Here is a 24,648-nt window from a genome sequence, read left to right as displayed (position 1 = left end):
GAATTACCAGTGGATTCGGGGGTGCTCTCGCTCGGGAGCAGGCGCCTGTTCAGGTACTGCCTGGGGCCGGGCCTCGTGGAAGGTGAGTTGCCGCTTGACCGGATCGAGCTGCACCGTCGCGTCAAACCGCTGGTTCCGGTGGTTAATCATGCCTGCTACCGCGGTCGGGTGCCCGGCCAGCAGTTGCTCTGCCTCTGCCTTCTATTTTGGTTATGAAAACGGGTAAGAATCGGAACCTACTGGTAGTATTACAGGCCCAATTCCTTGGCTGCGTTGTGCTGCCGCACGTTGTCCAAGCGGGTATAGCGGCGAATCATGGCCGAGGTCTTGTGCTTGGTCTGATTCATCACCTTCGAGTCATCCGCCCCGTTGAGCTTGGACACCGTGACGAACGACGCCCGCAGGGAGTGGGCCGTGTATGGAAGGCCCAAGTACTGCTGCACAATCAGGTTGGTGTACTTGGTGGTCATGCGCCGGGTGGTCACCCGCTGGTTCTTGCGCAGCGACACGAACACCGGTCCTGCGGAGCGGCCGAGCACCCGCAGCCAAGCCTGCAGCGACCTAATTGGGCACAGCGCCGCGTCGGGCGAGTAAAAGATAGCCTTTTCCTCGGCCTGTCCCAGCTGGTTGGTTTTGCTCTGCGGCAGGGTCACCACCAAGCCCTCGTCATCAAAGGCCAAGTCTTCGATGTTGAGCGCTTCGAGCTCCGAGCGGCGAAACGCGCCGGTAAAGCCCAGCAGGAGCAGGGCCCGGTTGCGCAGCCCGGCGGGCCCGCTCACATCGATGCTTCGGATGGTGCGCTTGAATGAGTCGAGCGAAAATGCGGGGGCCTGCTTTTGGCGGGTCTTGATTTCGCGGGCAATGCCCTTGAGCAGCACTTTGAGTTTCTTATCCGTCGTGGGCGACTCCACGCCGGCCAGCTCGTGCGCCTTGGCGATGGCCGCCGCGTGCCGCTCGATGGTCGCAAACTTTTTGCCCGCGTCCGCCAGCTCCGTCAGAAAGCCCACCAGCGCTTCGACCGGCGCCGGCAAGGCCGCGAGCTGATGCAGCGTACACCAAGCCGAGAACCGTTTCCAATCGCCGGCATAGGCGCGCACCGTGTTGGCCGCCCCGCGCAGGCCCGACTCGACGTAGCGGTGGGTGGATTCCACCAGGTGGGCGGGCACTTGGGCGGCGGCCGGGGACGGAACGACGGGCAGCGGATTTTCGGGAGCCATACAATACAAGGAGTAGCGGAGCGGAAAGTACACCTTTCTGCTCCGCGAAGATAAGGATCGATAAGTAAACCTTATCAGTCCTTATCGCTTCGTATTTCCGGGCGGGCGCGCCCGCGGCCAAGCCTACCGCGCCAGCAACCGGAGGACCGGTTCGATCAACTTCCGCGAACCGGCCGCGTCCAGGTGCAAGCCGTCGGCCGTCATGGTCTCCACGTTCAAGCCCGGCGTGTGGAAGCCATCCACAAACAGGCAGTGGGTCCGCCGGGCCACCTTCCGGAAGCTAGTGCTCATCGCCTGCACCCGCCGCCCGCCGCCCTGGTACTTGGCCGTAACCTCGGCTTTGGAGCCGTATGGCGGCGGCGAAACGACGAGGATCGTTGCCCGGTTGATCGTAGGGTACCTGCAGTTTCGAATGGCGAGCAGCAGCTTCTTCAGGTTGGCGGGCACCTCCTTCTGCCGGTCGGCAAAGACGGCTTTGGCATCGTTGGTTCCCAACTCCACCACCACAAAGTCAAAGGGCCGCTCTTGGGTGAAAGCCGCCGCTTTTTGCAGGTTGGCGTCAAGGACCAGCAGCGAATTCAGGGTGCTGTCGCCGTTGTTGACAAAGCCGATGGTGCGGCCCGATTTGCTCAGGTTGAACACTTGGGCCGTGGGCAGCGCCTGCTGAAGTTGCGCGGGCCAGCTGTAGGGAAAGGTGCCGTTGCTGTCGCCGAGCGTGAAGATGTTCAGCGGCTGGTCGGCCACGGGGATGGTTTGGGCGCTTAGCCCCCAGGGAAGGAGCCACAAGAAGGCGGCGAGGAAGTTTCGGTACATGCGACTGCCTAAGGGAAGTTCAGATTCTTAGTTTACGGGCAAGGGCAGCATCCGGGCGAGTGCCAGGGAACGACGGGTGCACGGGCGCGGCTACCCGGCAGGGCGGGCAGGGCCCGGCATCACCCGCGTACTTCGGTTACCAAGGCTTGGTAGGCGGCAATGCATTCGAGCGTATCCACGCTGGTCGCTACGCTGTCGAAGCCCTGGTCAAATCGGTGACGGGCCGTCTTCCGGTCGGCATAGATAAAGCAGAACTTGCCGGTCTGCTGGCACGCGGCCAGGATTCGGGCCAGCGCCGCCTGGAACGCCGCGTCGGCAAAAGCGCCGGGCCGGCCCAGGGCAATCGACAGGTCAAACGGGCCGACCAAGATGCCGTCCACCCCCGGCACGCCCACGATGTCCTCGATGTGCTCCAGGCACGCGCGGGTTTCACACTGCGGCAGCAACAGGATTTCCCGGTTGCAGGCGTCCAGGTAGGAGCCCAGGTCCTGCACCCCGGCGGCGTGGGTGAACCCGGAGCCGCGGGCCGGCCCGAAGCCGCGCTCGCCCAGCGGGGCGTATTTGCCGTAGCGGACCAGCTGCTGAGCCTCCTGGACGGAGTTGACGAAGGGCAAGACCAACCCCTGGGCCCCGCTGTCGAGCATGCGCATGATCGATGCCCGGGAGCCGTCCTGGAGGCGGACCAGCGGGGTCAGGCCGTGCCGTTCCGCCGCGATGAGTTGCGGGAGGACACTGCCCACGTCGCCGGGGCCGTGTTCGGTGTCCAGGATAATGTAATCCAAGCCGGCCAGGGCCAGGCACTCTACGATGGCCGTTCCGCCCAGCTGCACGAAGGTGCCCAGCGGGCGCTGGCCGTTGACAAGCTTTTCTTTCAATCTATTGGTCATCGGATACTGGCTTTAGTGTTCCGGCAGTTTCATTAGGCTTTCGCGGATCCCCAAGTGCGGGGGGCGTCGGGCTTTCCGCGCCCCGTCCGGGTCGGGGATGCGCCACAGCGACAACCATCGGCGCCCCGCACCCACCAGCCGGGCTTGGGCCCCGGTAAAGTAGCTGAAAAGCCTTATACTTAGTGCGCTACCGGTGGGGCGGCTGGGAGCGTGGTCCCTACTTACCCCCACCGCCGGTTACCCGGGCGGCCTGGGTGAATGCGCGGGCGCCGCTCTTATTATAAATACTTGACGGTCAATATGTTACAATAAAGTTTTACCAACCCCTAAGGCGATGGTATCGAGAAGGCATTTTGTAAAACTTGCCGGGGCAGTTCCCGTGTGGGCCGGCACCCACTTTGCCGCGGCGGAGGCCTTGGCCTCACCCGCCACGGCGCGGGAAAAGCATCCCACCGTCCGCAGCATTACGCTCTTCACGGGGACGGGCACCTTTGCCAGGTTTGTGGGCATGAACGCGTACGACACCGCTCCCAAAGGCATTACTGCTACCACGCCGCTGGTTAAAATTGTGCTCTCCGATGGCACGGTGGGGGTCGGGCCCCGAGGATATGGCCAGACTACCCAGGAGCTCCTGCGCAAGGTAAAATCGTTGCTGGGCCAAGACCCCGGGGCCTTGTATACCTGGGATAAAAACCGCATCACCGGGGTGGCCGCTTCGCCGTTTCACGACTGGTTCTTCGACCCGGAATATGCTTGGCTGGAAGCCCCCTTGCTTGATGCCCTCGGCAAGCTCCGGCAAGTGCCTGTCTGGCAGCTGTTTGGCCCCAGCGTCCGCGACGGGATGGATGCCTACGATGGCACTTTGTATTTCGAGGAAATCGCCAACAAAACCAGCGTCAGCATCCTCGCGGAGCTCGGAAAACGAAGCAAAAACGACGGTTACCGGGCCATCAAGATGAAGTTAGGCCGGCCGTATAAATGGCTGCCCGGCGAAGCCGGGCTCAACCGCGATATCGAAGCCTTGGCCACGCTGCGCGAGGCCGTCGGCAACAACCACCTCCTCATGGCCGACGCCAACAACGGCTACCAAAATCACTTCGACTGGGCCGTGAAGCTGATGAAGGCCGGCGCGCAGCACAACCTGTTTTTCATGGAAGAACTATTTCCGGAGAACCCGGCCCAGTACGCCAAACTGCGCGAGGTGTTGTTGCAAGCCAACATGTTCCTGCCGATTGCCACCGGGGAAGGCATCCGGGATTTGCGCCGGTTCGACCAACACTGCCGCGACGGCGTGTACCACTACATTCAGCCGGATATGGCCACCAGCGGCCTGAGCAACATCGTGTACACGGCCCAAAAAGCGGCCGCTTTTCCGCACGTCAAGCTCATTCCGCACGTGTGGCAAAACCAGTTGGGGCTGATCATGAGCTTGCACGCCTCGAAAATCCAAGCCAACATTCCGTTTGTCGAGGACTCCCGGTATTTCGAGCATTCGCTCCTGACGAGTGGGTACACCTTCACGCAGGGCCAATGGTTTATTCCCAACAAACCCGGGTGGGGCGTTGAACTAGCCCCTGACTATCAGCAGTATGTAGTGGGCCCGGAAGTCGTGCTTGTCTAGTGCCCCATCGTGGTAAGCGGGCGGGCGGGCCGCTCTCACCCGAAGCCCAGCCGGCCTGCGGCTGGGCGAAGGAGGGTCTATTTGCGGGCCGCTACCTGCAGCAGCTGGCGCTGCAGTTGATCCAACTCCGGCCGCGACCAATACCGGCCGTCGGCCACGACGCCCGCGATCCGGCGGGTGTTGGCAATGTCCGCTAGCGGGTTGGCGCTGAGCACCACCAGATCGGCAAGCCGTCCGGCCTGAATGGGACCAAAATCCTGCAAGCGGTGGTAGAATTTGGCCGGATTCAGGGTAGCCGTTTGCAGCGCCTCCAAGGGGGTAAACCCAGCCGCCACGAAGCGCTGCAACTCCAGGTGCAGGCTGATGCCGGGCAGCAAATCCACGCCAGCGGGCATGTCGGTGCCGGCCAGAAAGCCCACTTGGGCCGCGTGCAGCCGGCGAACCAACTCCAACTCGTGGGCCACGAATTTCTCCCGCACCGCCAGTGGCTCGGTATCAAGCGTTTGCCCAATGTTTTTCTGCGCCGCGGGCCAGCGCTTTTCCACCCAGCTGCGGCCTGCGTACCGCAGGTCCGGATCCTGCCGCCAGTCGAGGGCGTCGACGAGCCACTGGCCCCGCTCCCAGAACAGCGTGGGGCATTGCCACACCTCCCGGTGCGCCGCCAGCAGCTGAATGACGGCTGCTTCGCGGGCCGGATCGTAAGTGGCCAGGAACCGGCCGGGCGATTTTTGGCCGCCCGCTACGTACGCGTCCTCGTCGGTGGAGCTGGCTTCGAAGATGCCAATGAGGTGCTCAAACGTGCGCTGGCCCGCGGTTACGGCTTCCGTGGCCCGCACGGCATCCGGCACGTGCCCTTCCACGGAAAGCCCCACGGCTTTGGCCTCCGCCATGATGGCCATGTACGCCTCCCGGGGCACCAGCGACTGCACCTTGATGAAGTCGACGCCCCGGCGCTTGAGCAGGTCCACGGCCTGGCGCCCGTCCGCGGCCGTGGCCACGGACAGCGCCGCCTGGTACGGCGACTTGCCCCCGTCGAGCATAGGCCCGCACACCACCATGCGCGGGCCCAGCAGCCGGTGCGCCGCCACGGCGGCCCGCGCCTGCAACACGGCCTCCAGCTCGCTGCCCATGTCGCGGATGCCCGTCACGCCGTTGGCCACCAGCAGGGGCAGAATCAGGTCGCTGCCGGCGGCGGCGGTGCTGCCAAAATACACGTGCGTGTGCATGTCCCACAGGCCCGGAATCAGGTATTGCCCGGTGGCGTCCACCACGCGCTTGGCCTTGGGTTGCGCCCGGGTTGAAGGACTAACCCGCACGATGCGCGGGCCCGTGATGGCCACCGTTTGGTTGGGAAGAATGCGGCCGGTGGCCACGTCGATTACGTTGATATGCACCAGCGCCAGATCTTGCGCCCACCCGGACGAAGCGCACAAGCTGAGAACGAGAAGCAGAGTAGAACAAAGGCGCATGGGCGGGAAGTATATTCAAACCATAAATACTTGATAATCAAGTATTTATATACAAACAAAGGATATAAGTACAAGTTTAGCTGCGCTAGTACGGCGGCTTCTTGTCTTTGATGAGGGTTTCGATAAGCTGAGTCAAGCTGTTCATGTCCCGGTAATCGAGTACTTCCACGGGCGAGTGCGAATAGCGGCCGGGCCAGGAAAGCGGCACCGAAGGAATGCCGTAATTCAGAAATTCCTGCCCGTCGGTGCCCCCGGCCGTCATGCCCGCCTGCAGCGGAATGTGGTTGCGGGCCGCCAGCTCCGTGACGTAGCGCGTGAGATCGCGGTTGACAAAGTTGATGCTTTCCAGCACCCGAATCACGGCGCCCTGGCCCAGTGGGCAATACCCGAAGGCCCGGGACTCCTGCGGCGCATCCGAGGAGACGAACGTGTCGATGGGATAAACCACCGTGGCATCCTGCAGGCTTTGGGCGGCAAAGGCCGCGCCCACCAAGCCCGTTTCCTCGCCCACCGACCACACGTAGGTGACGCGGCAGGGCAGCGCCGCCGGGTTGAGGTGCTGCAGGGTGCGCAGCAGCACGGCGCACCCCACCCGGTCGTCGAAGCCGCGCGCGGCGGCCCGTTCGGCGCTCAGGGGCAGCAGCTGTTTGGGCATGGTCACGGTGGTCAGGCCCGGCTGCACGCCGGCGGCCCGGGCTTCCTGCGCCGAGGCAAAGCCCGCATTAGCCGTCACGGGGCCGGGCATGGTGCTTTTGGTGGCTTGCAGGTAATTGGGCCGCGGCTCAAACACGGCGGGCAGCTCGGCGTGGCCCGGGAGGTGTACCACGGCGGCTTGCGCCTCCCAGAGCCAGTCGAAAAAGCCGCCCTTGGTCCCCAATACCAAGCGCCCGTTGGGCCGAATGGAGTCTACCACGAACCCCACTTCGTCCATGTGCGCCACAAACACCAAGTGCGTTTTGCCCTGCCCGAAGCTCACCACGAGGTTGCCCTGGGCGTCGACGGTGGGCTTGGCCCAGGCCGGCAATTGCCGGGCAATGTACTCGCGCACCGGCTGCTCCGCCGTGCTGACCCCGTAGCGGCTGACCAGTCCGGCGAGCTGGGCCGTGGCACCGGTCACTGGGGTTTTGGAGGAAGCCGGCGTCGCTTGCGGAAGCGGAGGAATCGATAATGTATTCGCTTGACTATCAATAGATTGTAACCACACCTGCGCGAGCTGCTTCACGTCGGCCAGCGCCACGGCTTCTACTGGGGTGTTGGGGTAGGTGGCCGGCAGCCCCAGCTGGTACACGCGAGCGCCGACCAGCTTAGAATTGGGCAGCACCGGCGCGCGAAACCCGCGCTGCGGTTTGGCCAGCAGCACCGCCGGCACCGGGCGCGGCAGGGCTTGGTCGGCCAGTACCTGCCCCTTGCCCGCGGCGGCGCTTTCCAGGAAGCGGTTGAAGCGGTAGACCTCGTCGAAGGGCCCGTGCTGATTGGCGATGGCCTCGTAGCCCTTGCCATTGAGCAGCTCCAACGCGGTCCAGGCCAGCACGACGGTGCCTTGGATGGGCTTGGCCGCCAGGGTTTGGGCGACCACGGCCAAGGCCACGGCCGCCGCTTTGGTTTTCATGGCGGGGGCGGCCACCCACGGCCCCGGCAGCACCACCGGCTTTTTGTAGAGCGTGAGCGGGTCCAGCAGTCGGATGCCCTGGCTGGCGACGGCCGTCGCCGAAGAGGCCCCCACATCGATAAAAGCGTCCTGCCACGCAAAGGGCGGCTTGCTTTTTTCGGGCACGGCCCGCAGGTTATCGTAGTGCGACGAAGGCACGCAGGAAATGCCGTTGCGAGCGCCCTGCGCCGTGTGGATGCGCACGTCGTGGCCTTCGATAAATTGGTGAAACAGCGTCCCCGCCTGGCCGCCGCCAACGGGCGTAAGGCGCAGGTAGCCATTGCTTTGGATTTGGCTAATGACGTAGCCCGGCTCGTCCAGTGGGGCCGTCAGCAGCCGGCGCGGCGTCCCCTGCCCAAGCACCAAAAATAGGTTACCCAGCTTGTCGCGCTGCAGCGGGTGGGCTTGGAAAAGCGACTCCAGGAATACTTGGGCTTCCTCCTCGCGCCCGGTCACGGCGCTGGTCTGGGCAAAGGCCCGCAGCAGCGCGAGCAGCTGCGCATCGGGCGGCGAAGCCTGCGCCTGGGCCAGCCGGCTGCTCAGCAGCGCGCTGAGCACGACCAGAAGTAGTAAGAGTTTCGTCATGCCGGCAAGGGGAGGTAAGAAGAACAGGGCAAGGGCGGGCAAGGGCAACACGCCCCTGCTCGCTCATACTTGTCTGCACTAAGAAATCTCATTTCTTAGTGCAGACAAGTAAACCCATTTGGCCCTGATAAGCTAGCGCCAGCGCGCGTTGGTGATAGGGGGCAACCGGCGCGGAGGCCAAGGGCGAGCGGCTGCTCGACGATGGCTTTTTTCAACGGCGCTCCACTGTGCTAAAAGCTTACCACACCGATTGCGTGCAAACATCTGACTTGTAGATAGTTGGTATCTAGCTCTGCGGCTTTGTAGTTCCCTGGGTTGCGGGGGGTTACGGTGGCCAGATGAGGAGGGCGCCTCGCAGGCGGGGACGAAACGGCGCCCATAACTTCGGGGATGGGTGAGCACCGTTTGGGTTATCAAAATTCTGATAACCCGTATCTTAGTTTTTTGTCTGATTACTACCGTCAAAAGCGCCGATACCTGCTGCTACCCTCTTGCCTGCGTGGTCGTATTACTACAGCAGAATGCCCTCGCTTGCCGCGGGTTGATGGGGCTGACCAGCCGCCAAACCGTACTCCAAGAGTGGTACCCCGTGCGGAATTGCGGAGGGCAGTTAGCATCTTCCCTCTCCGCTCGAAGCAGCCTGTCGCGTACGCCTATTTCCTCCACCCCAACGTCTTTTCTCATGCCAGACCTCGCTGGAACCCTCCGTTCTGAGTCCCCCGCGGACCCCGGCCCTTTTTACCACGGCACGAAAGCCCAGTTGCAGGTGGGCGAGTTGCTGACCGCCGGGTTCCGGTCGAATTATCGCCCCGACGTGATCATGAACCACATTTATTTTACCGCCTTGGTCCACGGGGCCGGCCTGGCGGCGGCCTTGGCCCGAGGGGAAGGCCGGGAACGAGTGTACCTCGTGGAACCGACGGGGCGCTTTGAAGATGACCCCAACGTGACGGACAAGAAATTCCCTGGCAATCCGACCCGCTCCTACCGCAGCCAAGCGCCCTTGAAAATCGTGGGCGAAGTTTCCGAGTGGGAGCGCCTCCCGCCGGGAAAACTGCAACAATGGCGCGAGAAGGTGGCGCGGCTCACGGCGGATGCGCGCGCCGAAATCATCAATTAACTTGCCCCCAAGGGAAGGGACCTGATTCCAGGGGAGCGAAGGAGACGGAAGTCGAAACCGGAAAGGGGAAGAGGAGAAGCGCGAATGAGCTTCGGGCAACAAAGAGCAGCTGCATACAGGTAACCACATGAACGACAACCCCTTGCAAAACACGGACCCCGGCGCTGCGCTTCCCAATCCGGCGCTCGAACCCTTTGGGGCCTTGGTGGGGGAATGGGAAACCGTCGGCTCCCACCCCCACCTTCCCAATACACGGCCGCGCGTCCTTTCGCTGGCTGGAAGGCGGCGCCTTCATACTCCTGCATTCGACCAGTGAGGAGCGCAAAATCCCCGCGGGCCTGGCCATTTTGGGCAGCGACAACACCAAGGGGGAATACTTCCTGCTCTATTTTGACGAACGGCAAGTGTCACGCAAATACGAAGTGATGTTGCAAGCCAACGGGTGGACCTGGTGGCGCAGCGGGCCGGAATTTTCGCAACGCTATGCATTTACCTTCGCCGACCAGGGCGATACCATCCTCAGCCGAGGAGAGATCTCGCACGACGGCACGAACTGGGAGCCCGATTTAAACCTCACCTACCGGCGAATCAAGTAGCTAGCCCTCGGCTACCCAGCACCTGGCGGGCCCCGGTGGCGGGGCCGGCGTAACAGCCAGGTATTACCATTGACTTGCCCCGTAGAAACGCGTCGAAACCAGCCCATGAGCCCGGCTAGCCACTAGCCACGTTCGCCCCGCTACTACCCTACCCCAAGTCGAGTAGCCAATTCGGCGGCGCGGCGGCCAACGCCAGGGCCGAGAGGTTAAGCCAGGCGCCGGCGCGGTCAAGCACGGCCGAGTCAGCGGTCACGACAAGGTCCGTGGTTTCGGCCAGCTCCCGATCGGGATTCAGCACGACCTCGGCTGTCCAAGGCAAACCCAACGTAGGCCCCAGGGCGCGCAGGCGTGCCGCGAGCCGACCGCTGTTGGACACGGGCTGGTCGAGCAACCACCGCACCGGCCCGGGTTCGAGGGGCCGCAGCACGTCGGCTACGAGCCGGAGGGCCCGGTCCGTTTCCTGCACCGCCCGGTAGGTGCCGTGGACACTGGACAGGTCGCGGAAGGCGCCGTCCCGCCCCCGCAGCACCACGCCGCCGCTCAGGGCCGTTTCGAGGGTGATGAGCAAGTTGAAGCCGTCGATGGCAAGGGGTAGCCCCTTCACCGCCGTGGGCGGTAGCTGCGTGGCCGCGCGCTGGCGGTATTGCGCATCGGAACAAGCAGCGCGGCCTACGCCCCCGCGCTGTCGCTCGGTTAGCGCGTAGCGGTCGCCGACCAGTTTAAGCGTGGCACTCGGGGGGTACCCGCGCGTCAACAGCCAGGAATAGTTCTTGGACGGCGCTGCGCAGCACCGGTACCCACGCGGGCGCAAACAAGCGGGCATCGGTCGGATGAGGCCCCCGGTGGCGTGTGTCGGCAGGGCGCATGCGTAAGTTATTGCACAAGGGTAGGCTTTTCTCTACCACTGCACTACGGACAACCTCTGCTCGAGGTCTCATCCGGGGGCGACCTGCCTGTTGGTTGCCCGCGGGAGCGGGTCGCGGGCCGCGCGAAATTCACTTAATAAAAAAGCCTGCAACTCTTCGCCAGACCGGAATTTGCGCTCACCTTTGAAGTCCTTTTTTACAGGCCGCCCGTGATGAACGCCACCGAATCAGAAGAAAGAGAATACCTGGAAGAAATTAAGGAGAAGCTGACGCTGGCCATTCGGCGGGTGGACGACGCCGTCCGGCAGTTTTCCGACGAGCTCCGGGAGAAAAAACAGTACATCCACGAGCACCAGTCGGGCATGGACGACGCCGACATGGTGGCGGCCGGTCAGTCCATCAACCGCATGGCCTTTACGGGCGAAGCCGCCGTGGCCCGCAAACGCAAGCTCTTCAAACTCAGCCAGTCTCCGTACTTCGGCCGGCTCGATTTCGCCCCCGCGAACCAGGCTGCCGCACCCGTCTACATCGGCGTGCATTCCTTCTTCGACGAGCAGCAGCGCCAAAACCTGATCTACGATTGGCGGGCCCCGATCGCGTCCTTGTTCTACGACTTCGAGCTGGGGGAAGCCGCCTACGCCACCCCCTCCGGAACGGTCCGGGGCCACATCGCGCTCAAACGGCAGTACAAGATCCGCGACGGCCGCCTGGAGTTCCTGCTCGACAGCGGCGTGAACATCCACGACGACGTGCTGCAGCGCGAGCTGGCCCAGTCCGCCGACGACAAGATGAAGACCATCGTCGCCACCATCCAGCGCGACCAAAACGCGGTGATCCGCAACGAGACCGCGCCGGTGATGGTCATTCAGGGCGTGGCCGGCTCGGGCAAAACCTCCATTGCCTTGCACCGCATTGCGTTTCTGCTGTACCGTTACCGGGAGACCATCGCGGCCAAAGACGTCCTGATCATTTCGCCCAACAAAGTCTTCGCCGACTACATCTCGAACGTCTTGCCCGAGCTGGGGGAAGAACACATCCCCGAGCTCGTCATGGAAGAGCTGGCGGCCGACTTGCTCGACACCAAATACCCGTTTCAGACTTTCTTCGAGCAGGTGTCCGCGTTGCTGGAAAACCACAACCCGGCGTTCATCGAGCGCATCCGGTTCAAATCTTCGTTTGAATTCCTCAGCCAGCTGAACAAGTACTTGCTTCACATTGAGAATCAATACTTTACCGTGACCGACCTGCGGGTCGGCCGGACCGTCGTGCCCGCCGCCGTCATCCAGCAGAAATTCAAGGCTTACCACCGGGTGCCGCTCCTAAAGCGGTTTGCGCTGGTCGCCGAGGACGTCCGGGCGTACGTGCGCGACGCCGCCAGCCGCAAGCTGACGGGGGGCGAGAAAGCGACGATCGGGGAAGCCCTGCCCCGCATGTTCCGGTTTCATCAGGTGCTGGACCTGTACCGGGATTTTTACCGCTGGCTCGGGCGGCCCGAGCTGCTGAAGCTCGACCACCGCCTGACCCTGGAATACGCCGATGTCTTTGCCCTGATTTACCTGCGCATCCGCCTGGAAGGCCTCACCGCTTACGACCACGTCAAGCATTTGCTCGTGGACGAAATGCAGGACTACACCCCGGTGCAATACGCCGTCTTGTCGCGGCTGTTTCGGTGCCGCAAGACCATCCTGGGCGACGTCAGCCAAACGGTAAATCCGTACAGCGCGTCGTCGGCCGAAACCATCGAGCGCGTCTTTCCGCAAGCCGAGGTCATCAAGCTCTACCGCAGCTACCGCTCGACCGTCGAAATCACGGCCTTCGCCCAGCGCATCACCCCGAATCCCGACATCCTGCCGCTGGAACGGCACGGCCCGGAGCCCGTGGTCGCCGGCTTTGCCAACCCTGACGAGGAGCTGGCCGCAATCCGGCAGCTGGTTACGGCCTTCCAAAGCTCCGGCCAGCATTCGTTGGGCATCATCTGCAAAACGCTGCAACAAGCCAAACAGGCCCATAGTGCATTGCAATTCCTTGAAATTCAATTGCTTACCTCAGAGTCCACGACCTTCAAAGAAGGCGTCATCCTGACCACGGCCCACCTGGCCAAGGGGCTGGAGTTTGATGCGGTGATCGTGCCCTTTGCCTCCGCCCGCAACTACCGCACGGAAGTGGACAAGAGTATGCTCTACGTCGCCTGCACCCGGGCCATGCACCAGCTCACGCTGACGTATTCCGGGGCGCCTACGGCTTTGTTGTCCGCCGAAAGCGCTCAGCATCTATAGCATTGACTACCAAGTAGTTATCCTGCGGGCGCCTTCGACCCTTGCCACCTCCAAGGGCCGGGATGGCGGGCGCCTCCTCGAGCACCCATCGCCCGGCGGCGGGCCAAGCCAGAAGGACGAAGCAGATCACCAACTAAGGCCGGGGCGGGGCGATGGGGTCGCGGGCGAAGGACATGCGCTGGATGCGCACCGCGTTCAGGATGGCCAGCAAAGCCACGCCCACGTCGGCGAACACGGCTTCCCACATCGTGGCCAGGCCGCCGGCCCCCAGGGCCAGCACCACAGCTTTCACGGCGAAGGCCAGCCAGATGTTTTGCCACACCACCGCGTGGGTGGCGCGGGCGATGCGGCGGGCAGTGGCGATCTTGTGGGGGTGGTCGGTTTGAATCACCACGTCGGCCGTTTCGATGGTCGCATCCGAGCCCAGGCCGCCCATGGCGATGCCCACGTCGGCCAAAGCCACCACGGGCGCATCGTTGACCCCGTCGCCCACGAAGGCCAGCGTGCGCCCGTCGGCCAGGTACTGCTGCACGTAGCGGGCCTTGTCTTCCGGCAACAGGCCGCCGTGAGCCTCGTTAATGCCCAGTTCTTTGGCCACGCGCTGGGTGATGCTGTCCTTGTCGCCCGAGAGCATGACAATTTTGGTGATGCCATCGGCTTTCAGTTCCTGCACGGCGCGGGCCGCGTCTTCTTTCGGGGCGTCGGCCACGGTCAGGTAGCCGGCGTACTGGCCGTCCACGGCCGCCACGACGAGGGTGTCGACGACCCGATCCACCTCCGCCGGATAGACCACACCGAACTTGTTGAGCAGCTTGAGGTTACCGGCCAGCACGTCGCGGCCGTCAACTTTGCCGCGCAGGCCGTGGCCGGCAATTTCTTCCACATTTTCCACCCTTACCCCCGTGGCGGCAGCCCCCACGTGGGCGACCACCGCCTTGGCAATGGGGTGGGTCGATTTGGTTTCCAGGGCCCCGACCAGGCGCAACAGCTGCTCCGGGAGAAAGCCCGGCGCGGGCTGCACCTGCTGGACGGCAAACACGCCCTGGGTGAGCGTGCCGGTTTTGTCCAGCACCACGGTGTCGACTTCGCGCAGCACGTCCAGAAAGTTGGAGCCCTTGAACAGGATGCCCGCTTTTGAGGCGGCCCCGATGCCGCCGAAGTAGCCTAAGGGAATGCTGATGACCAGCGCGCAGGGGCAGGAAATGACCAAAAACACCAACGCCCGGTAGAGCCAGTCGCGGAACACGTAGTCGTCCACCACGACGTAGGGACCGACCACGAGCAGCCCGGCCAACGCCACCACGATGGGCGTGTAAACCTTGGCAAACCGGGTGATGAACTGCTGAGTTTTGGCCTTGCGCCCCACCGCATCCTGCACCAACGCCAGGATTTTCGAGAGCTTGGTGTCCGTAAAGGCGGCCGTCACCGTGACCTGAATCAGGGATTCGAGGTTGATCATGCCCGCCAGCACCATTTCGCCCGGCTGCTTGGTCTGCGGGGCCGACTCGCCGGTCAGGGCGGCCGTGTTAAAGTTGGCGGCCGTGGCGTTCAGCGTGCCGTCTAAGGCTACTTTCTCGCCCGGCCGGACTTCCATCACGTCGCCTACCCGCACGGCTTTGGGATCCAGCACCAGGGGCTGGCCGTGGCGCACGACGGTGACCTCCGTAGCCTGGATTTCCAGCAGGGCCTTGATGCTGCGCTTGGCCCGGTTGACGGCCGCGTCCTGAAACAGCTCGCCCACCGTGTAGAACAGCATCACGGCCACGCCCTCGGGGTACTCGCCCAGGGCAAAGGCGCCCAGCGTGGCCAGGCTCATGAGCAGAAACTCGTTGAACACGTTGCCCGACGGCAGGCTCTGCACGGCCGAGCGCATCACTTTCCAGCCCACGAGCAAAAAGGCCAGGCCATACCACCCGGGCCGCACGGCGCCGGCGAACCAGCCGACGCGGTAGTAGTCCAGGGCGATGCCGGCTACCAGCAGGGCGAAGCTGACGCCGGGCCCCGCGTAAGGGCTGCTGTTGGCGAAGTTGTGGTTGTGGTTGTGCGCTTGGGCCTCTCCCGCGTCCTCGTCCGGGCTCAGTTCGCCCGGGGCGTGGTCGTGGCCGGACACGTCGTGGCCTTGGGGCTCGGTGGCGGCTTCGGGCGTGAGCTGCACCCGGCTGAGCGCCCCGACGTTGTTGAGGCGAACCTGTTTGGCAGTGTTGAGCTCTTCGTTGGTGTTGGGGGAAGTAGGATCAGGCATGAGCAAGGCCGCGGATGCAGCAACGGTGAAAGAAAAAGGCGGCTGCCGGGTGAACGGCAAGCTGCGGGGCATACAACAGCCTGGCGCTTGCGGAAGACTCTCCCCGGGCATTCCAAGACGCCTGGAGTTGGTTGCCACAGGCGGGGCAGCGTCCGGGTGAAAAGGGCATCGATCCAACCTACGCAAGCCCACGCAAGGGGTTGGGAAACCAATCGCGGTTCGGGCACGTTCCCGTCCTCATATTCGGGTGGCGCAGCCTCAACACGGTACCTTCGCCTGCCCTACTCCACTTCCTCCCCATTCTTGATGGAACCTTCCGTGACCAACCGCCAACGCGCCGAGCGCGGCCAAGCCTCTACCCTACTGGGCATCGGGGCCAACGTGGCGCTGGTATTGGGCAAGGGCATGGCGGGGATTTTGGGCCATTCCTACGCGCTGGTGGCCGACGCCATCGAGTCCGGCACCGACATCCTCAGCTCGCTGATCGTGTGGCTGGGCCTGCGCACAGCCGCCCGCGAGCCCGACGCGAACCACCCCTACGGCCACGGCAAAGCCGAGCCCCTGGCCGCGCTGGCCGTGGCCGGGGCGTTGCTGGCGGCGGCCGCCTACATCGCCTACGAGAGCATTCAACGGATTCAGACGCCGCATCCGCTGCCGGCGGCCTTTACGCTGGCCGTGCTGGGCGGGGTCATCGCCCTCAAGGAAGCCCTGTACCGCCGGGTTCTGCGCGTGGGCCACGAAGTGGACAGCAGCGCCGTGAAGGCCGACGCGTGGCACCACCGGGCCGACGCGATCACGTCGGGCACCGCCTTCATTGGCATCAGCATCGCCCTGCTCGGCGGGCCCGGCTACGAAAGCGCCGACGACTGGGCCGCACTGGTGGCTTGCGGCTTCATCGTTTACAACGCTTACCACATCTTCCGCCCGGCCTTCGGCGAAATCATGGACGAAGCGCCAGCCGGCACCTGGACCGAGGAAATCCGCGCCCTGGCGGAAAGCGTGCCCGGCGTGGTGGCTACGGAGAAGTGCTACGTGCGCAAAATGGGCTTTGAGTTCTTTGCCGACCTGCACGTGATCGTCGACGGCGATCTGTCGGTGCGGGAAGGGCATGCCATCGCCCACGCCGTCAAAGCCACGATCATGCAGGCGAAGCCAGTCGTCTACAACGTGCTCGTGCACATTGAGCCGCGCGGCTAGGCCGCGACGGCCGTACCCGGGAGCCGTCGGTTGCGCAGGCCATCCAGGCTCCAGACTCCGGCGCCGGCGGCCGCGATCAACAAAAACAGAAAGCAGAAAAGTATCGCGGGCTCCCCGTGGTTGACCGCCGGCCAGGGGCTTTGGGGAAAGTGGGCCATGAAGTACGCCACGGCCATTTCGCCACTGGCAAGGAACGCCGCCGGCCGCGCAAACAGCCCCACCATAATCAACAGGCCGCCCACCAGCTCAATGATGCCGGCCACGCCCATCAGCGAGCCCAGGGGTACCGGGTGGCCGTCGCCGGGAAATCCCAGCAGCTTCTGGCTGCCGTGCAGGGCAAACAGCAAGCCGGCCACGAGGCGCAGCAACGCATACGCGTACGAGGTATAAGTGGAAGCGTTCATACGATAAATGCCTTAAGGATAGAACGTTATCCTTTTTACGTATCCCCCCTTGGTTTCTGCTACTCGGCGCCCGACTTTTTTTGCTATGCGGGCCGGTCGCCCATGCCCGGCGAATCCTTCGTGCGGACGCCCTTCAATACGTCGTGCTGCCGGTGGTCGAATAGGTCGTGCTCCCACTGGTGGTGCCGGCCGTGGTCGTGCCACTCGTGGTGCTGCTCGTCGTTCCGGCTGTGGTAGTGCCGGTGTTGGCTGTGGTACTGCCGGTGCCCGTGGTGGTCGAGCCCGCCGCCGGGCTCGTCGTCGAGGCGCTGGTCGTGGAATTCGTCGTGCTGCCCGGGGTCGTCGTCTCGTCTTTGCCGCAGGCCCCTGCTCCCACCAGCAGCCCTAGGGCCGGCAGCATTATTTTCCAACCGCATTTCATGGCACTAAAGAAAAGCTGGCTTCCCACCCGGAAGCAGGGCGGGCCCACGATAGGCTCGTTGTCATACTCGGAGCCAGGCATCGAAAGGTTGCTTGCCACAAGAAGTCTTGGCTTCTGAAAAAGCGCTCGCGTAAGGCGGGTTGCCGCCGCAGAACGCCAGCAGCGGATGCTGGCCGGCGTTCCAGCCGTGCTGGCAGCATCCGGGCAGTGCCATTTTTCACGCAGATCGTCTCCGGAGATTTCGAACCGGAAAAGGAGCATGGTCGATTGAGAGTGCCATTTTTCACGCAGATGCCCAGTGAGATCCTAGGCGAGCTGCTCCCGATCCCTGCTTGCCTTCCCGAAACCCTAATCCAGCTCCTGACCTTTCTAAAAGCCTTTTTAGCAGGGAATTAAGCTCACCGCCTTGGTAGCAGAGAAGACTTACTTTTCAAAAAAAATCAGAAAGTCTTCTGTTTTCTAAAGCTATTCTTTTATATTCTATATTCAGGGTGACGTAACTAATTGATTAAAAAATAGTTACGTGACTTTTCTGCGTGAAAAACGGCACTCTGCAGCGTGAGAAACGGCACTCCTACGTGAGAAATGGCACCATCTGCGTGAAAAATGGTGCCGAAGAGCTTCAGGCCAATTGCGTGAGAAACGGCACTCTGTAATCTTTTGCGTGAAAGGCGCTGGCTTTTCACGCTGATCCGTATATCTCCGGGTCCACTCCTGACCTCGTACCTTTCGTCTATGGTGCCCACCCCTACCCCTGCTGCTGCCCTGTACCCCCGCGCGTACCAGGCCAACGCCCTGGTTCGGGCGCCGCTGAAACTCACCCACGTAGAGGCACGCATCTTCGCGCTGGCCCTGGGCTGCATTCACCAAGACCAGACCGAACTGCCCGGCATCTCCATCCCGCTGCGTCGGGTGTTGACCCAGAAAAAGGGCGGCAGCGTGTACGAAACCATCCGCGACGCCTGCAAAAGCCTCATGTCGAAGGTGGTGAGCATCGAGTCGCAGAAGGGCAACAAAAAGCGCTTCACGGCTTACTCCATCATCAGCTACATCGACCTGAACGAAGGTACCGGCTATCTGACGGGCAACTTCGCCCCGGAAATCAAGCCCTTCCTGCTGCAGCTGGCCGAGCAATACACCCACGTGGAAATCGAAACGCTGCTTACGCTCAAGTCGGCGCACGCCCACCGGCTGTATTGGCTGCTCAAGTCCTGGGACGACGTGGGGCTGTGGGAAGTGGACTTCGACACGTTGCGCAAGCAGGTGCTCGGCGACGACAACGACGTAACCTACACCCTTTTCTACGACTTCAAGCGCTACGTGCTGGAGCCCGCCTTGCGCGAGCTGCACTCCTTGGGGTGGGTCGTCACCTACGAGCCCGTCAAGGAGGGCAAGAAGGTCAAAGGCATCCGCTTTTCCATTCCCAAGTCTCAGACCCGCTTGTCCGAAGACGGGCAACCGCTGACGCCGGTGACCACGACGAGCAAGGTACGGCCCCCCCGAAAAGCAGATGAGCCTGGCGCTGCCCACCGAGCTGCCCACCCTGCACCAGCGCATCGTGACCCGGCTGCAAAAGCTTCGGATGACCGCCGCCCAGATTCAACACGTGCTGGACTTCATGGGCGACGACGAAGCGCGCATTGCCCGGCTCATGAAAGTCAGTCACCCCCTCCTGCGGGACTTTGAAGCCGGCAACAAGGTATTCGACAACCTCGGGGGCGCGGCCATCAACCTGCTGAAAACCGAGTTTCCCGGGCTGTATCCCACGCTCAAATAATGGAGCTTAGGATAAGTTTTTAGTGGGTACTGACCAGCTGATGAGCCGAAAAATAAGTGCCTGGTTTCTATTTAATTATTCTAAGAAGTACAAGACGTTCCGCGGCCGGAAATTAACCTGTAGCGGGCTCGGCGTCACCGCTTGCTTCAGGGAAAGTTTTTTCACTTAAACCTCAAAAGGTGCACTGGAGGTCACTCTAAAGGCTTTGCCGGGGTAAAGCTAACCGTCTTAGCTCCCCCAACTCCCTGAGGGGGCTAAGGCTCCACAGGATGAGCCTACGGTTCTCCTTGACAGAAGCTAAACTAAAAAATTTGAGCTAAAAGCTAGCTTTTGATCACAGTATCTTTTGTACCAAACTGCTGATGCCCAACTGCGTCAGCTCTTCGACAATCTGCAGGACTTCCACCGTGGAGCGGCCCAGGCGCGAGACCTCGCTGACCAATACTTTTTGAATGGCTCCTTGCCGGCTCAGCGCCAACAACTGCTGAATCCCCTCCCAGTCCTGATTCCGCTTGGCTCCGCTAATCTTCTCCGAAATCTCGGCCACGACCTGGACGGCCTGGCTCTGGGCCACGGCGCGCAGGTCTTCCACCTGCCGTTGGTAACCCTGCTCCTTCTTGGAGGCGCGCACGAAAATAACCGCCTGTTGCATGGCGCAAAGCTATTCTCGCTGTATCAGAAAAACCACTTGAAAGATGTGGTGCAACTCAGCCAAGATAGTGTCGCCCTGCACCAACACGCGCCGGCTGATTTGCGAGCTGATGCCTAGCAGATGAATCTTGAGCTCGTAGCCCACCGCTAGGTGGTCAACTGGTGAAACAAGGGTTGATGGAGTCATGGTCTTCACCGACAAGTACGGCTTCCCAAGTTAGCCGAAGAAGCTGCTGACCCCGACTGCCCCACCCTTTTTGATGCTCTCCATACGGTACCCGACCAGGCGAGTCTGGTTTTTTCGATGTGGCGCTGAAGAAGCCAGTTCGCCGCCAATGTTGCGCCGGGTGGAAACCCACTACCCGTCCCCACCAATCACCAAGTCCCAAAGGTAATCGGCCTAGGACCGGAAGGAGCGCAATAGGCGCCCCCGCATACGGTTGCTTTCGGGAGGCAGGCCGCAAGAAGCTGATAAAAGTCATGCGAGCATGGGCTTTTCGTCATGCCGTGACCGCTGCCGGTTCGTCATTTTCGTCCTGCTGATGCTCGGGGCCGGCAAAGTGCGGTTGGTTGCCATTCACATCTCCCCAAGGCCATGAATACCTTCGAATCATTGCTGGAGACCCAAAAAGTCATGGCCGATAGCGACATCACTACGGCCATCGAGTGCTTATTGAGCTGCAAGAGCGGCGTCACGGCTCACCTCGTCGACGTGGCTACTGCTCAGGGCATCGTCACCTTGTCCGGGCATACCGACAACTTGCTATCGCGCGAACGGGCCGAGCAAATTGCTGAGGCCGTGCGCGGGGTTCGGAGTGTGCGCAACAAAATCGCCATACCCGCCACGGAGCTGCCGGATTCTACCCTGCGCCGCGACGTCGAGGAAACCCTGCTTCAGGATGCGGTGGCCAGCCAATACGAAATCAGTTACACCGCCCGCGAGGGTGTCGTGATGGTGTTGGGGGAAGTGCCCTCGTGGTCGGAAAAACGGGTGGTTTTATTAGACACCTCGACCATAGAGAAACGCCTCTAAAAAGCGCCCAAATTTCGTCTCAAAGGTTGATCTCCCGAATAAACGTCTCGCGCTCTTCGCGCTCGCTGACTTGTTGAGAATTCGCCCATGATCTTTGGCTACGCCCGCGTCTCGACCCCCGACCAACAGCTCCACTTGCAAACCGACGCCTTGCAGGCCTACGGCTGCACCACCCTTGTGCAAGAGAAAATCTCGTCCATGAAGGAACGACCCCAGCTCCAGCAGCTCATCGCGGGGCTGCGAAAAGGCGACACGCTGGTCGTGTGGAAGCTCGACCGGCTGGGGCGCTCGCTCAAAGACGTGGTCACGTTGGTGACGGGCTTTCAGGAGCAGGGCATTCACTTCGTCAGCTTGCAGGATCATTTGGACACGACCACCGCCCAAGGAAGACTCATGTTCAACCTGTTTGCCTCCCTGGCGGAGTTCGAGCGCGACCTGATCCGCGAACGCACCCAGGCGGGGCTGACTGCTGCTCGGGCGAGAGGCCGGCAGGGCGGACGGCCCAAAGGCTTGAGCAAAGAAGCCTTGAGCAAAGCCCAGGCGGCCAAGACGCTGTTTTTGCAGCAAGACAAAACGGTCCAAGAGATCGGCCAGCTACTCAGAGAAGGCCGGGCCACCATTTACCGCTACCTGGCCCACTTGGGCGTGAAGACCGGCCCCGTTTCCACGCGGTAGCCCAAGCCGTCGCCCGGCCCTTTGCTACCTGCCCGACCAGGTGGTTGCACCTCGGGCGCTTTCCGGAATCGCACGGCTTTTGCGTTACCTTGCTGCGTCCTTTTACGGGCCCTTTCCCTTTTCCCCTATTTGCCTTCGCGATGCTGCAGCTCTTGGCTTGGAAGCAGAAGATATGGCTGCAACTCGCCGTCATCTATACCCGCTACTTACTGGGAGGCGCCTTCGTCTTCGCCAGCCTCGTTAAACTCAAAGGCCACCGCTTCACCACGCTGCCGGGTGGGGGCGCCCCCTTCCATAGCCCGGAGCACTTCTTCGAGACGCTGTACCAGTCCGGGCTGTATTGGCAGTTTTTGGGCCTCATGCAGCTCGTGGCGGGCCTGCTGCTGCTGACGCAGCGCTACGCTTTGCTCGGCGCCCTGCTGTTCTTGCCCATCGTGGCCAATATTTACGTGATCACGATCTCCTACGACTTTCACTACACCAGCGTCATTACGGGCGCCATGCTCCTGGCCACCGGGGCCCTCCTTGCCTGGGACTGGAATCGCCTGCGCATCGTCTTGAATCAACCCGTGATTCCCCTCCCGGCGCCCGCGGTTGAGGCGCGTAAAGTATGGGAACTCGTGGGCCTCGTGCTGTTTCTCTATACGGCGGGTTACCGGGTGCTCACGGACCGCTACAACCTGCTGCTCTGGGTGGGGGGCTGCGTCGCGGTCGGCGTGGGGGCGTTACTGCTGGCTTGGCGAGTGCCTGGCCGGCGGAAAGGCACTCCCTAGCCCGCCCCCCCACGCCGTTACAGGGGGCACACCACCGGGGCGGTTGCCAAACGCGGACACGAGGAGGCACGCGCCACCCACGCACTCACGCCTTCGCGTAACGAAACCAGAAAAGCCGCCCTGGGCCAGGGCTCCTAGTCGGCGGGAACGGATTTCCAATGTGCTCCCGACCCCACCGCTCCCGTTAAGTACGCTATTCCGCTCGTTTTAAGTGAATAAGCCAGCGAGTAGGGTGCGCTGCCAGAAGACCAAGTGAAACTATCGGAATCGGTTCAGAAAACTTGTTCAGCCATCAACCTACAAACAAGGGTACCTTCGTTACGGATAACCTGTACTTGAACGATGAAGATTGGCTACGCCCGCGTTTCAACCCGCGACCAGCACCTGGCACTCCAACTCGACGCCCTGAACCAGGCCGGCGGTGAAACCATCTTCCCGGAAAAAGCATCCGGGGCCACGAAGGCGCGGCCCGAACTCGACCGACTGCTGGCCAGCCTGCGCCCCGGTGACCCGGTCTACAGTTATAAACTCGACCGGCTGGGCCGTTCCCAGAAGCCCTTGCTCGACCTGGTGCCGGAGGTGGAGTTCCGGGGCGTGGGCCGGGTGTCGCTCACGGATGCCATCAACACGACCTGGGGTCCGGGGCGGCTTGTGTGTAACCTGTTCGCCTCCCGGGCTGAGGTTGAGCGCGAGTTGATTCGGTAGGGCACCCAGGCAGGGCTGGCCTCCGCCCGGGTGCGAGGCCGGGTGGGCGGTCGCCGGCGGGGGCTATCGGAAGACGCGGAGCGTACGGCCATCGGGGCGTCGCCAGCCACCGTCATCGGAAAGCCGCGGCACCCAAGTCGACCGATTGAGTGTTGTGCCTACCCGTCGGGTAAATTCCTTAACGTGCACTTTATTCCGTTTTCTAAGAAGACCCCTGTATGAACCGTCGTCAAGCCTTGCAGGTAGGCATTTCCCTGCTCGCCGCGCCGGCGGGGTGGGGCCGTCGGCCCCGCGCCCAGCCCTGGGAGCAGGAATTCGCCGCGTTTGCGCGGGCCGGGTTGGCCCAAACGCACACGCCCGGCCTCGGCGTGGCCATCGTCCGGGCCGGGCAAACCGTGTTCACGGCCGGCTACGGGCAGGCCGATGTGGCCGCCGCCCGCCCGGTGACGCCGGATACGGCCTTTCACATCGCCTCGGTCAGCAAAGTGGTTACGGGGACCGCCTTGCTGCAGCTGCTGGAGCAGCAGAAATACCACCTCGACGAGCCCATCGGTCGGTACTTGGATTTTCCCGTGCGGCACCCCCGGTTCCCCGACGTGCCGCTGACGTTTCGGCACTTGCTCACGCATACCGCCGGCATTTCGGATGTGCGCTATGGCCAAACCCCGGCCTTCCGCGTGGTGGGCGACCCCACGTTGCCCCTGCGCGACTTCCTGGTGGGCTATCTCACGCCGGGCGGGGCCTGGTACGCCGCCGCCGACTGCTTTACGGCCGCGCCGCCGGGCCAGCAATGGCAGTACAGCAACGTGGCCATTGCCCTGCTGGGCTACCTGGCCGGCCGGGTGGGCCCCACCTCCCTGGAGACGCTGACGCAGCAACAGCTGTTCCGGCCGCTGGGCACCCGCCACACGGCCTGGAAGCTCGCCGATATCCCGCCCAAGCACCTGGCCAAGCCCTACCAGTGGGCGCAGGGGCAACTGCGGGAGCTGCCGCCGACGGGCTACCCCGATTGGCCGGCGGGCGCGCTCCGCAGCTCGGCGCGCGACTTTGCGCGCCTCCTGGAAGTCTTCACGAACGAAGGCGCCCGCCGCCATCACCAGTACCTGCAACCTGAGACGCTGCACGCCTTCCTGGCGCCGCAGCCAGCCATTGCGGTCGCGCCCGGCAATCCCACGATTCAACAAGCCCTCATCTGGCTCCGGCGCGAGGTGAACGGCACCCCGCTGGCCAGCCACAGCGGCGGCGACCCGGGGGCCGACTCGGTGGTGTGCCTGGACCTGGCCCACCATACGGGCGTGCTCGTCTTCGCCAATGCTACCGGCCACCCGGCCTTCCGCGCTTTCCAGAAAGAAATCGTCCTGCGCTTGCTTGACCGGGCCCCCACTGCCTAGCGGGGCCGAGGGAAAGTCAGGCCTTGCGCAACCCAGACTTCGGCAAGCAAAGGGGCGCGACACGGGATGAACTCGAAAGTGGGACGGTTCTAAAATCAACCCCTACGAGTGCTTACGCCACCGTAAGGCACCCGTCCCTGCGCACCGCAACCCAGCCGCTCACACCCCCCCGCGTACCTTTTGGACCAACCTTTTAACCCAGGCCAGCTACGGGCGTCTCGATCTCTACCGGACTGCTGACTGCGCTTTCATTCCGCGGCACGGTTCTAACGGAGGCCGTG

Annotated in this window: 24 protein-coding genes; 12 read left to right on the top strand and 12 right to left on the bottom strand. The window is 62.8% G+C overall.

Annotation, left to right across the window (positions count from 1 at the left end; genetic code table 11):
* Positions 1-3: 3 nt before the first annotated feature.
* The 4 genes from H9I52_RS21925 to H9I52_RS21910 all read right to left on the bottom strand — a co-directional run bounded on the left by H9I52_RS21925 (position 4) and on the right by H9I52_RS21910 (position 2,917).
* Entirely contained in the window at positions 4-150 is a 147-nt protein-coding gene (locus tag H9I52_RS21925; protein ID WP_187455646.1) for a hypothetical protein, read from the bottom strand.
* A 98-nt stretch (positions 151-248) separates the two neighbouring features.
* Entirely contained in the window at positions 249-1,217 is a 969-nt protein-coding gene (locus tag H9I52_RS21920; protein WP_187455645.1) for a tyrosine-type recombinase/integrase, read from the bottom strand.
* 123 nt (positions 1,218-1,340) lie between these two features.
* Positions 1,341-2,030: an SGNH/GDSL hydrolase family protein gene (locus H9I52_RS21915; RefSeq protein WP_187455644.1), complete on the bottom strand. Its 690-nt coding sequence runs from the start codon at positions 2,028-2,030 to the stop codon at positions 1,341-1,343.
* 119 nt (positions 2,031-2,149) lie between these two features.
* Positions 2,150-2,917 carry an HpcH/HpaI aldolase family protein gene (locus tag H9I52_RS21910; protein ID WP_187455643.1) on the bottom strand — a complete coding sequence of 256 codons (768 nt, stop codon included), beginning with the start codon at positions 2,915-2,917 and terminating at the stop codon, positions 2,150-2,152.
* 334 nt (positions 2,918-3,251) lie between these two features.
* On the opposite strand from H9I52_RS21910, the gene H9I52_RS21905 reads away from it, so the two are divergent.
* A complete protein-coding gene (locus H9I52_RS21905; RefSeq protein ID WP_187455642.1) occupies positions 3,252-4,538 on the top strand; it encodes an enolase C-terminal domain-like protein in 1,287 nt (428 codons plus the stop codon).
* 77 nt (positions 4,539-4,615) lie between these two features.
* Here the strand turns inward: H9I52_RS21905 and H9I52_RS21900 are convergent, their stop codons facing one another.
* Together H9I52_RS21900 and H9I52_RS21895 are read right to left on the bottom strand one after the other, a co-directional pair.
* Positions 4,616-5,971 carry an amidohydrolase family protein gene (locus H9I52_RS21900; RefSeq protein ID WP_222940607.1) on the bottom strand — a complete coding sequence of 452 codons (1,356 nt, stop codon included), beginning with the start codon at positions 5,969-5,971 and terminating at the stop codon, positions 4,616-4,618.
* Positions 5,972-6,092: 121 nt separating this feature from the next.
* Positions 6,093-8,240, bottom strand: a complete 2,148-nt coding sequence (locus H9I52_RS21895; protein ID WP_187455640.1) for a M28 family peptidase — start codon at positions 8,238-8,240, stop codon at positions 6,093-6,095.
* 682 nt (positions 8,241-8,922) lie between these two features.
* On the opposite strand from H9I52_RS21895, the gene arr reads away from it, so the two are divergent.
* Positions 8,923-9,360, top strand: coding sequence for an NAD(+)--rifampin ADP-ribosyltransferase (arr, locus tag H9I52_RS21890; RefSeq protein ID WP_187455639.1), 438 nt, complete (start codon positions 8,923-8,925; stop codon positions 9,358-9,360).
* Positions 9,361-9,764: 404 nt separating this feature from the next.
* A complete protein-coding gene (locus H9I52_RS22895; protein ID WP_222940606.1) occupies positions 9,765-9,956 on the top strand; it encodes a hypothetical protein in 192 nt (63 codons plus the stop codon).
* A gap of 148 nt (positions 9,957-10,104) precedes the next feature.
* Here the strand turns inward: H9I52_RS22895 and H9I52_RS21880 are convergent, their stop codons facing one another.
* Entirely contained in the window at positions 10,105-10,779 is a 675-nt protein-coding gene (locus H9I52_RS21880; protein WP_262386186.1) for a DUF434 domain-containing protein, read from the bottom strand.
* Positions 10,780-11,034: 255 nt separating this feature from the next.
* Here H9I52_RS21880 and H9I52_RS21875 point away from each other — a divergent pair, with 255 nt between their 5' ends.
* Positions 11,035-13,098, top strand: a complete 2,064-nt coding sequence (locus H9I52_RS21875; RefSeq protein ID WP_187455636.1) for a HelD family protein — start codon at positions 11,035-11,037, stop codon at positions 13,096-13,098.
* A gap of 133 nt (positions 13,099-13,231) precedes the next feature.
* On the opposite strand, the gene H9I52_RS21870 is transcribed toward H9I52_RS21875, so the two are convergent.
* Positions 13,232-15,340 (bottom strand): heavy metal translocating P-type ATPase, encoded by a 2,109-nt coding sequence (locus H9I52_RS21870; RefSeq protein ID WP_187455635.1) that lies wholly within the window; start codon positions 15,338-15,340, stop codon positions 13,232-13,234.
* Positions 15,341-15,646: 306 nt separating this feature from the next.
* Here H9I52_RS21870 and H9I52_RS21865 point away from each other — a divergent pair, with 306 nt between their 5' ends.
* Positions 15,647-16,537, top strand: coding sequence for a cation diffusion facilitator family transporter (locus tag H9I52_RS21865; protein WP_187455634.1), 891 nt, complete (start codon positions 15,647-15,649; stop codon positions 16,535-16,537).
* Here H9I52_RS21865 and H9I52_RS21860 read toward each other — a convergent pair.
* Both H9I52_RS21860 and H9I52_RS21855 read right to left on the bottom strand, forming a co-directional pair.
* A complete protein-coding gene (locus H9I52_RS21860; RefSeq protein WP_187455633.1) occupies positions 16,534-16,941 on the bottom strand; it encodes a DoxX family protein in 408 nt (135 codons plus the stop codon). The two genes, H9I52_RS21865 and H9I52_RS21860, sit on opposite strands and share 4 nt — an antisense overlap.
* A gap of 83 nt (positions 16,942-17,024) precedes the next feature.
* Positions 17,025-17,357 (bottom strand): hypothetical protein, encoded by a 333-nt coding sequence (locus H9I52_RS21855; RefSeq protein ID WP_187455632.1) that lies wholly within the window; start codon positions 17,355-17,357, stop codon positions 17,025-17,027.
* A 740-nt stretch (positions 17,358-18,097) separates the two neighbouring features.
* Here H9I52_RS21855 and H9I52_RS21850 point away from each other — a divergent pair.
* Both H9I52_RS21850 and H9I52_RS23150 read left to right on the top strand, forming a co-directional pair.
* Complete coding sequence (locus H9I52_RS21850) at positions 18,098-19,048, top strand: replication initiation protein (RefSeq protein ID WP_187455631.1); 951 nt, start codon at positions 18,098-18,100, stop codon at positions 19,046-19,048.
* Entirely contained in the window at positions 19,014-19,139 is a 126-nt protein-coding gene (locus tag H9I52_RS23150) for a hypothetical protein (RefSeq protein ID WP_262386185.1), read from the top strand. Before H9I52_RS21850 ends, H9I52_RS23150 begins: the two co-directional genes overlap by 35 nt.
* Before the next feature lie 334 nt (positions 19,140-19,473).
* Here the strand turns inward: H9I52_RS23150 and H9I52_RS21845 are convergent, their stop codons facing one another.
* Complete coding sequence (locus H9I52_RS21845; protein WP_187455630.1) at positions 19,474-19,791, bottom strand: recombinase family protein; 318 nt, start codon at positions 19,789-19,791, stop codon at positions 19,474-19,476.
* Between the two features lie 9 nt (positions 19,792-19,800).
* Positions 19,801-19,977 carry an IS1096 element passenger TnpR family protein gene (locus tag H9I52_RS21840; protein WP_187455629.1) on the bottom strand — a complete coding sequence of 59 codons (177 nt, stop codon included), beginning with the start codon at positions 19,975-19,977 and terminating at the stop codon, positions 19,801-19,803.
* Positions 19,978-20,385: 408 nt separating this feature from the next.
* Between H9I52_RS21840 and H9I52_RS21835 the strand changes: the two genes are divergently transcribed.
* From H9I52_RS21835 to H9I52_RS21815, 5 genes are all read left to right on the top strand, one after another.
* The gene (locus H9I52_RS21835) at positions 20,386-20,823 is read left to right on the top strand and encodes a BON domain-containing protein (RefSeq protein WP_187455628.1); all 438 of its coding nucleotides are present in this window, start codon (positions 20,386-20,388) and stop codon (positions 20,821-20,823) included.
* Between the two features lie 87 nt (positions 20,824-20,910).
* Positions 20,911-21,498, top strand: a complete 588-nt coding sequence (locus tag H9I52_RS21830) for a recombinase family protein (RefSeq protein WP_187455627.1) — start codon at positions 20,911-20,913, stop codon at positions 21,496-21,498.
* A gap of 140 nt (positions 21,499-21,638) precedes the next feature.
* Positions 21,639-22,271, top strand: coding sequence for a hypothetical protein (locus H9I52_RS21825; protein WP_187455626.1), 633 nt, complete (start codon positions 21,639-21,641; stop codon positions 22,269-22,271).
* 342 nt (positions 22,272-22,613) lie between these two features.
* Positions 22,614-22,976 (top strand): recombinase family protein, encoded by a 363-nt coding sequence (locus H9I52_RS23145; protein ID WP_262386184.1) that lies wholly within the window; start codon positions 22,614-22,616, stop codon positions 22,974-22,976.
* A gap of 218 nt (positions 22,977-23,194) precedes the next feature.
* The gene (locus tag H9I52_RS21815) at positions 23,195-24,367 is read left to right on the top strand and encodes a serine hydrolase domain-containing protein (RefSeq protein ID WP_187455625.1); all 1,173 of its coding nucleotides are present in this window, start codon (positions 23,195-23,197) and stop codon (positions 24,365-24,367) included.
* Positions 24,368-24,648: the final 281 nt, after the last annotated feature.

It is taken from the genome of Hymenobacter sp. BT491, from assembly GCF_014349165.1.
Lineage (GTDB): Bacteria > Bacteroidota > Bacteroidia > Cytophagales > Hymenobacteraceae > Hymenobacter > Hymenobacter jejuensis.
This window is presented reverse-complemented; position numbering and strand designations above follow the sequence as displayed.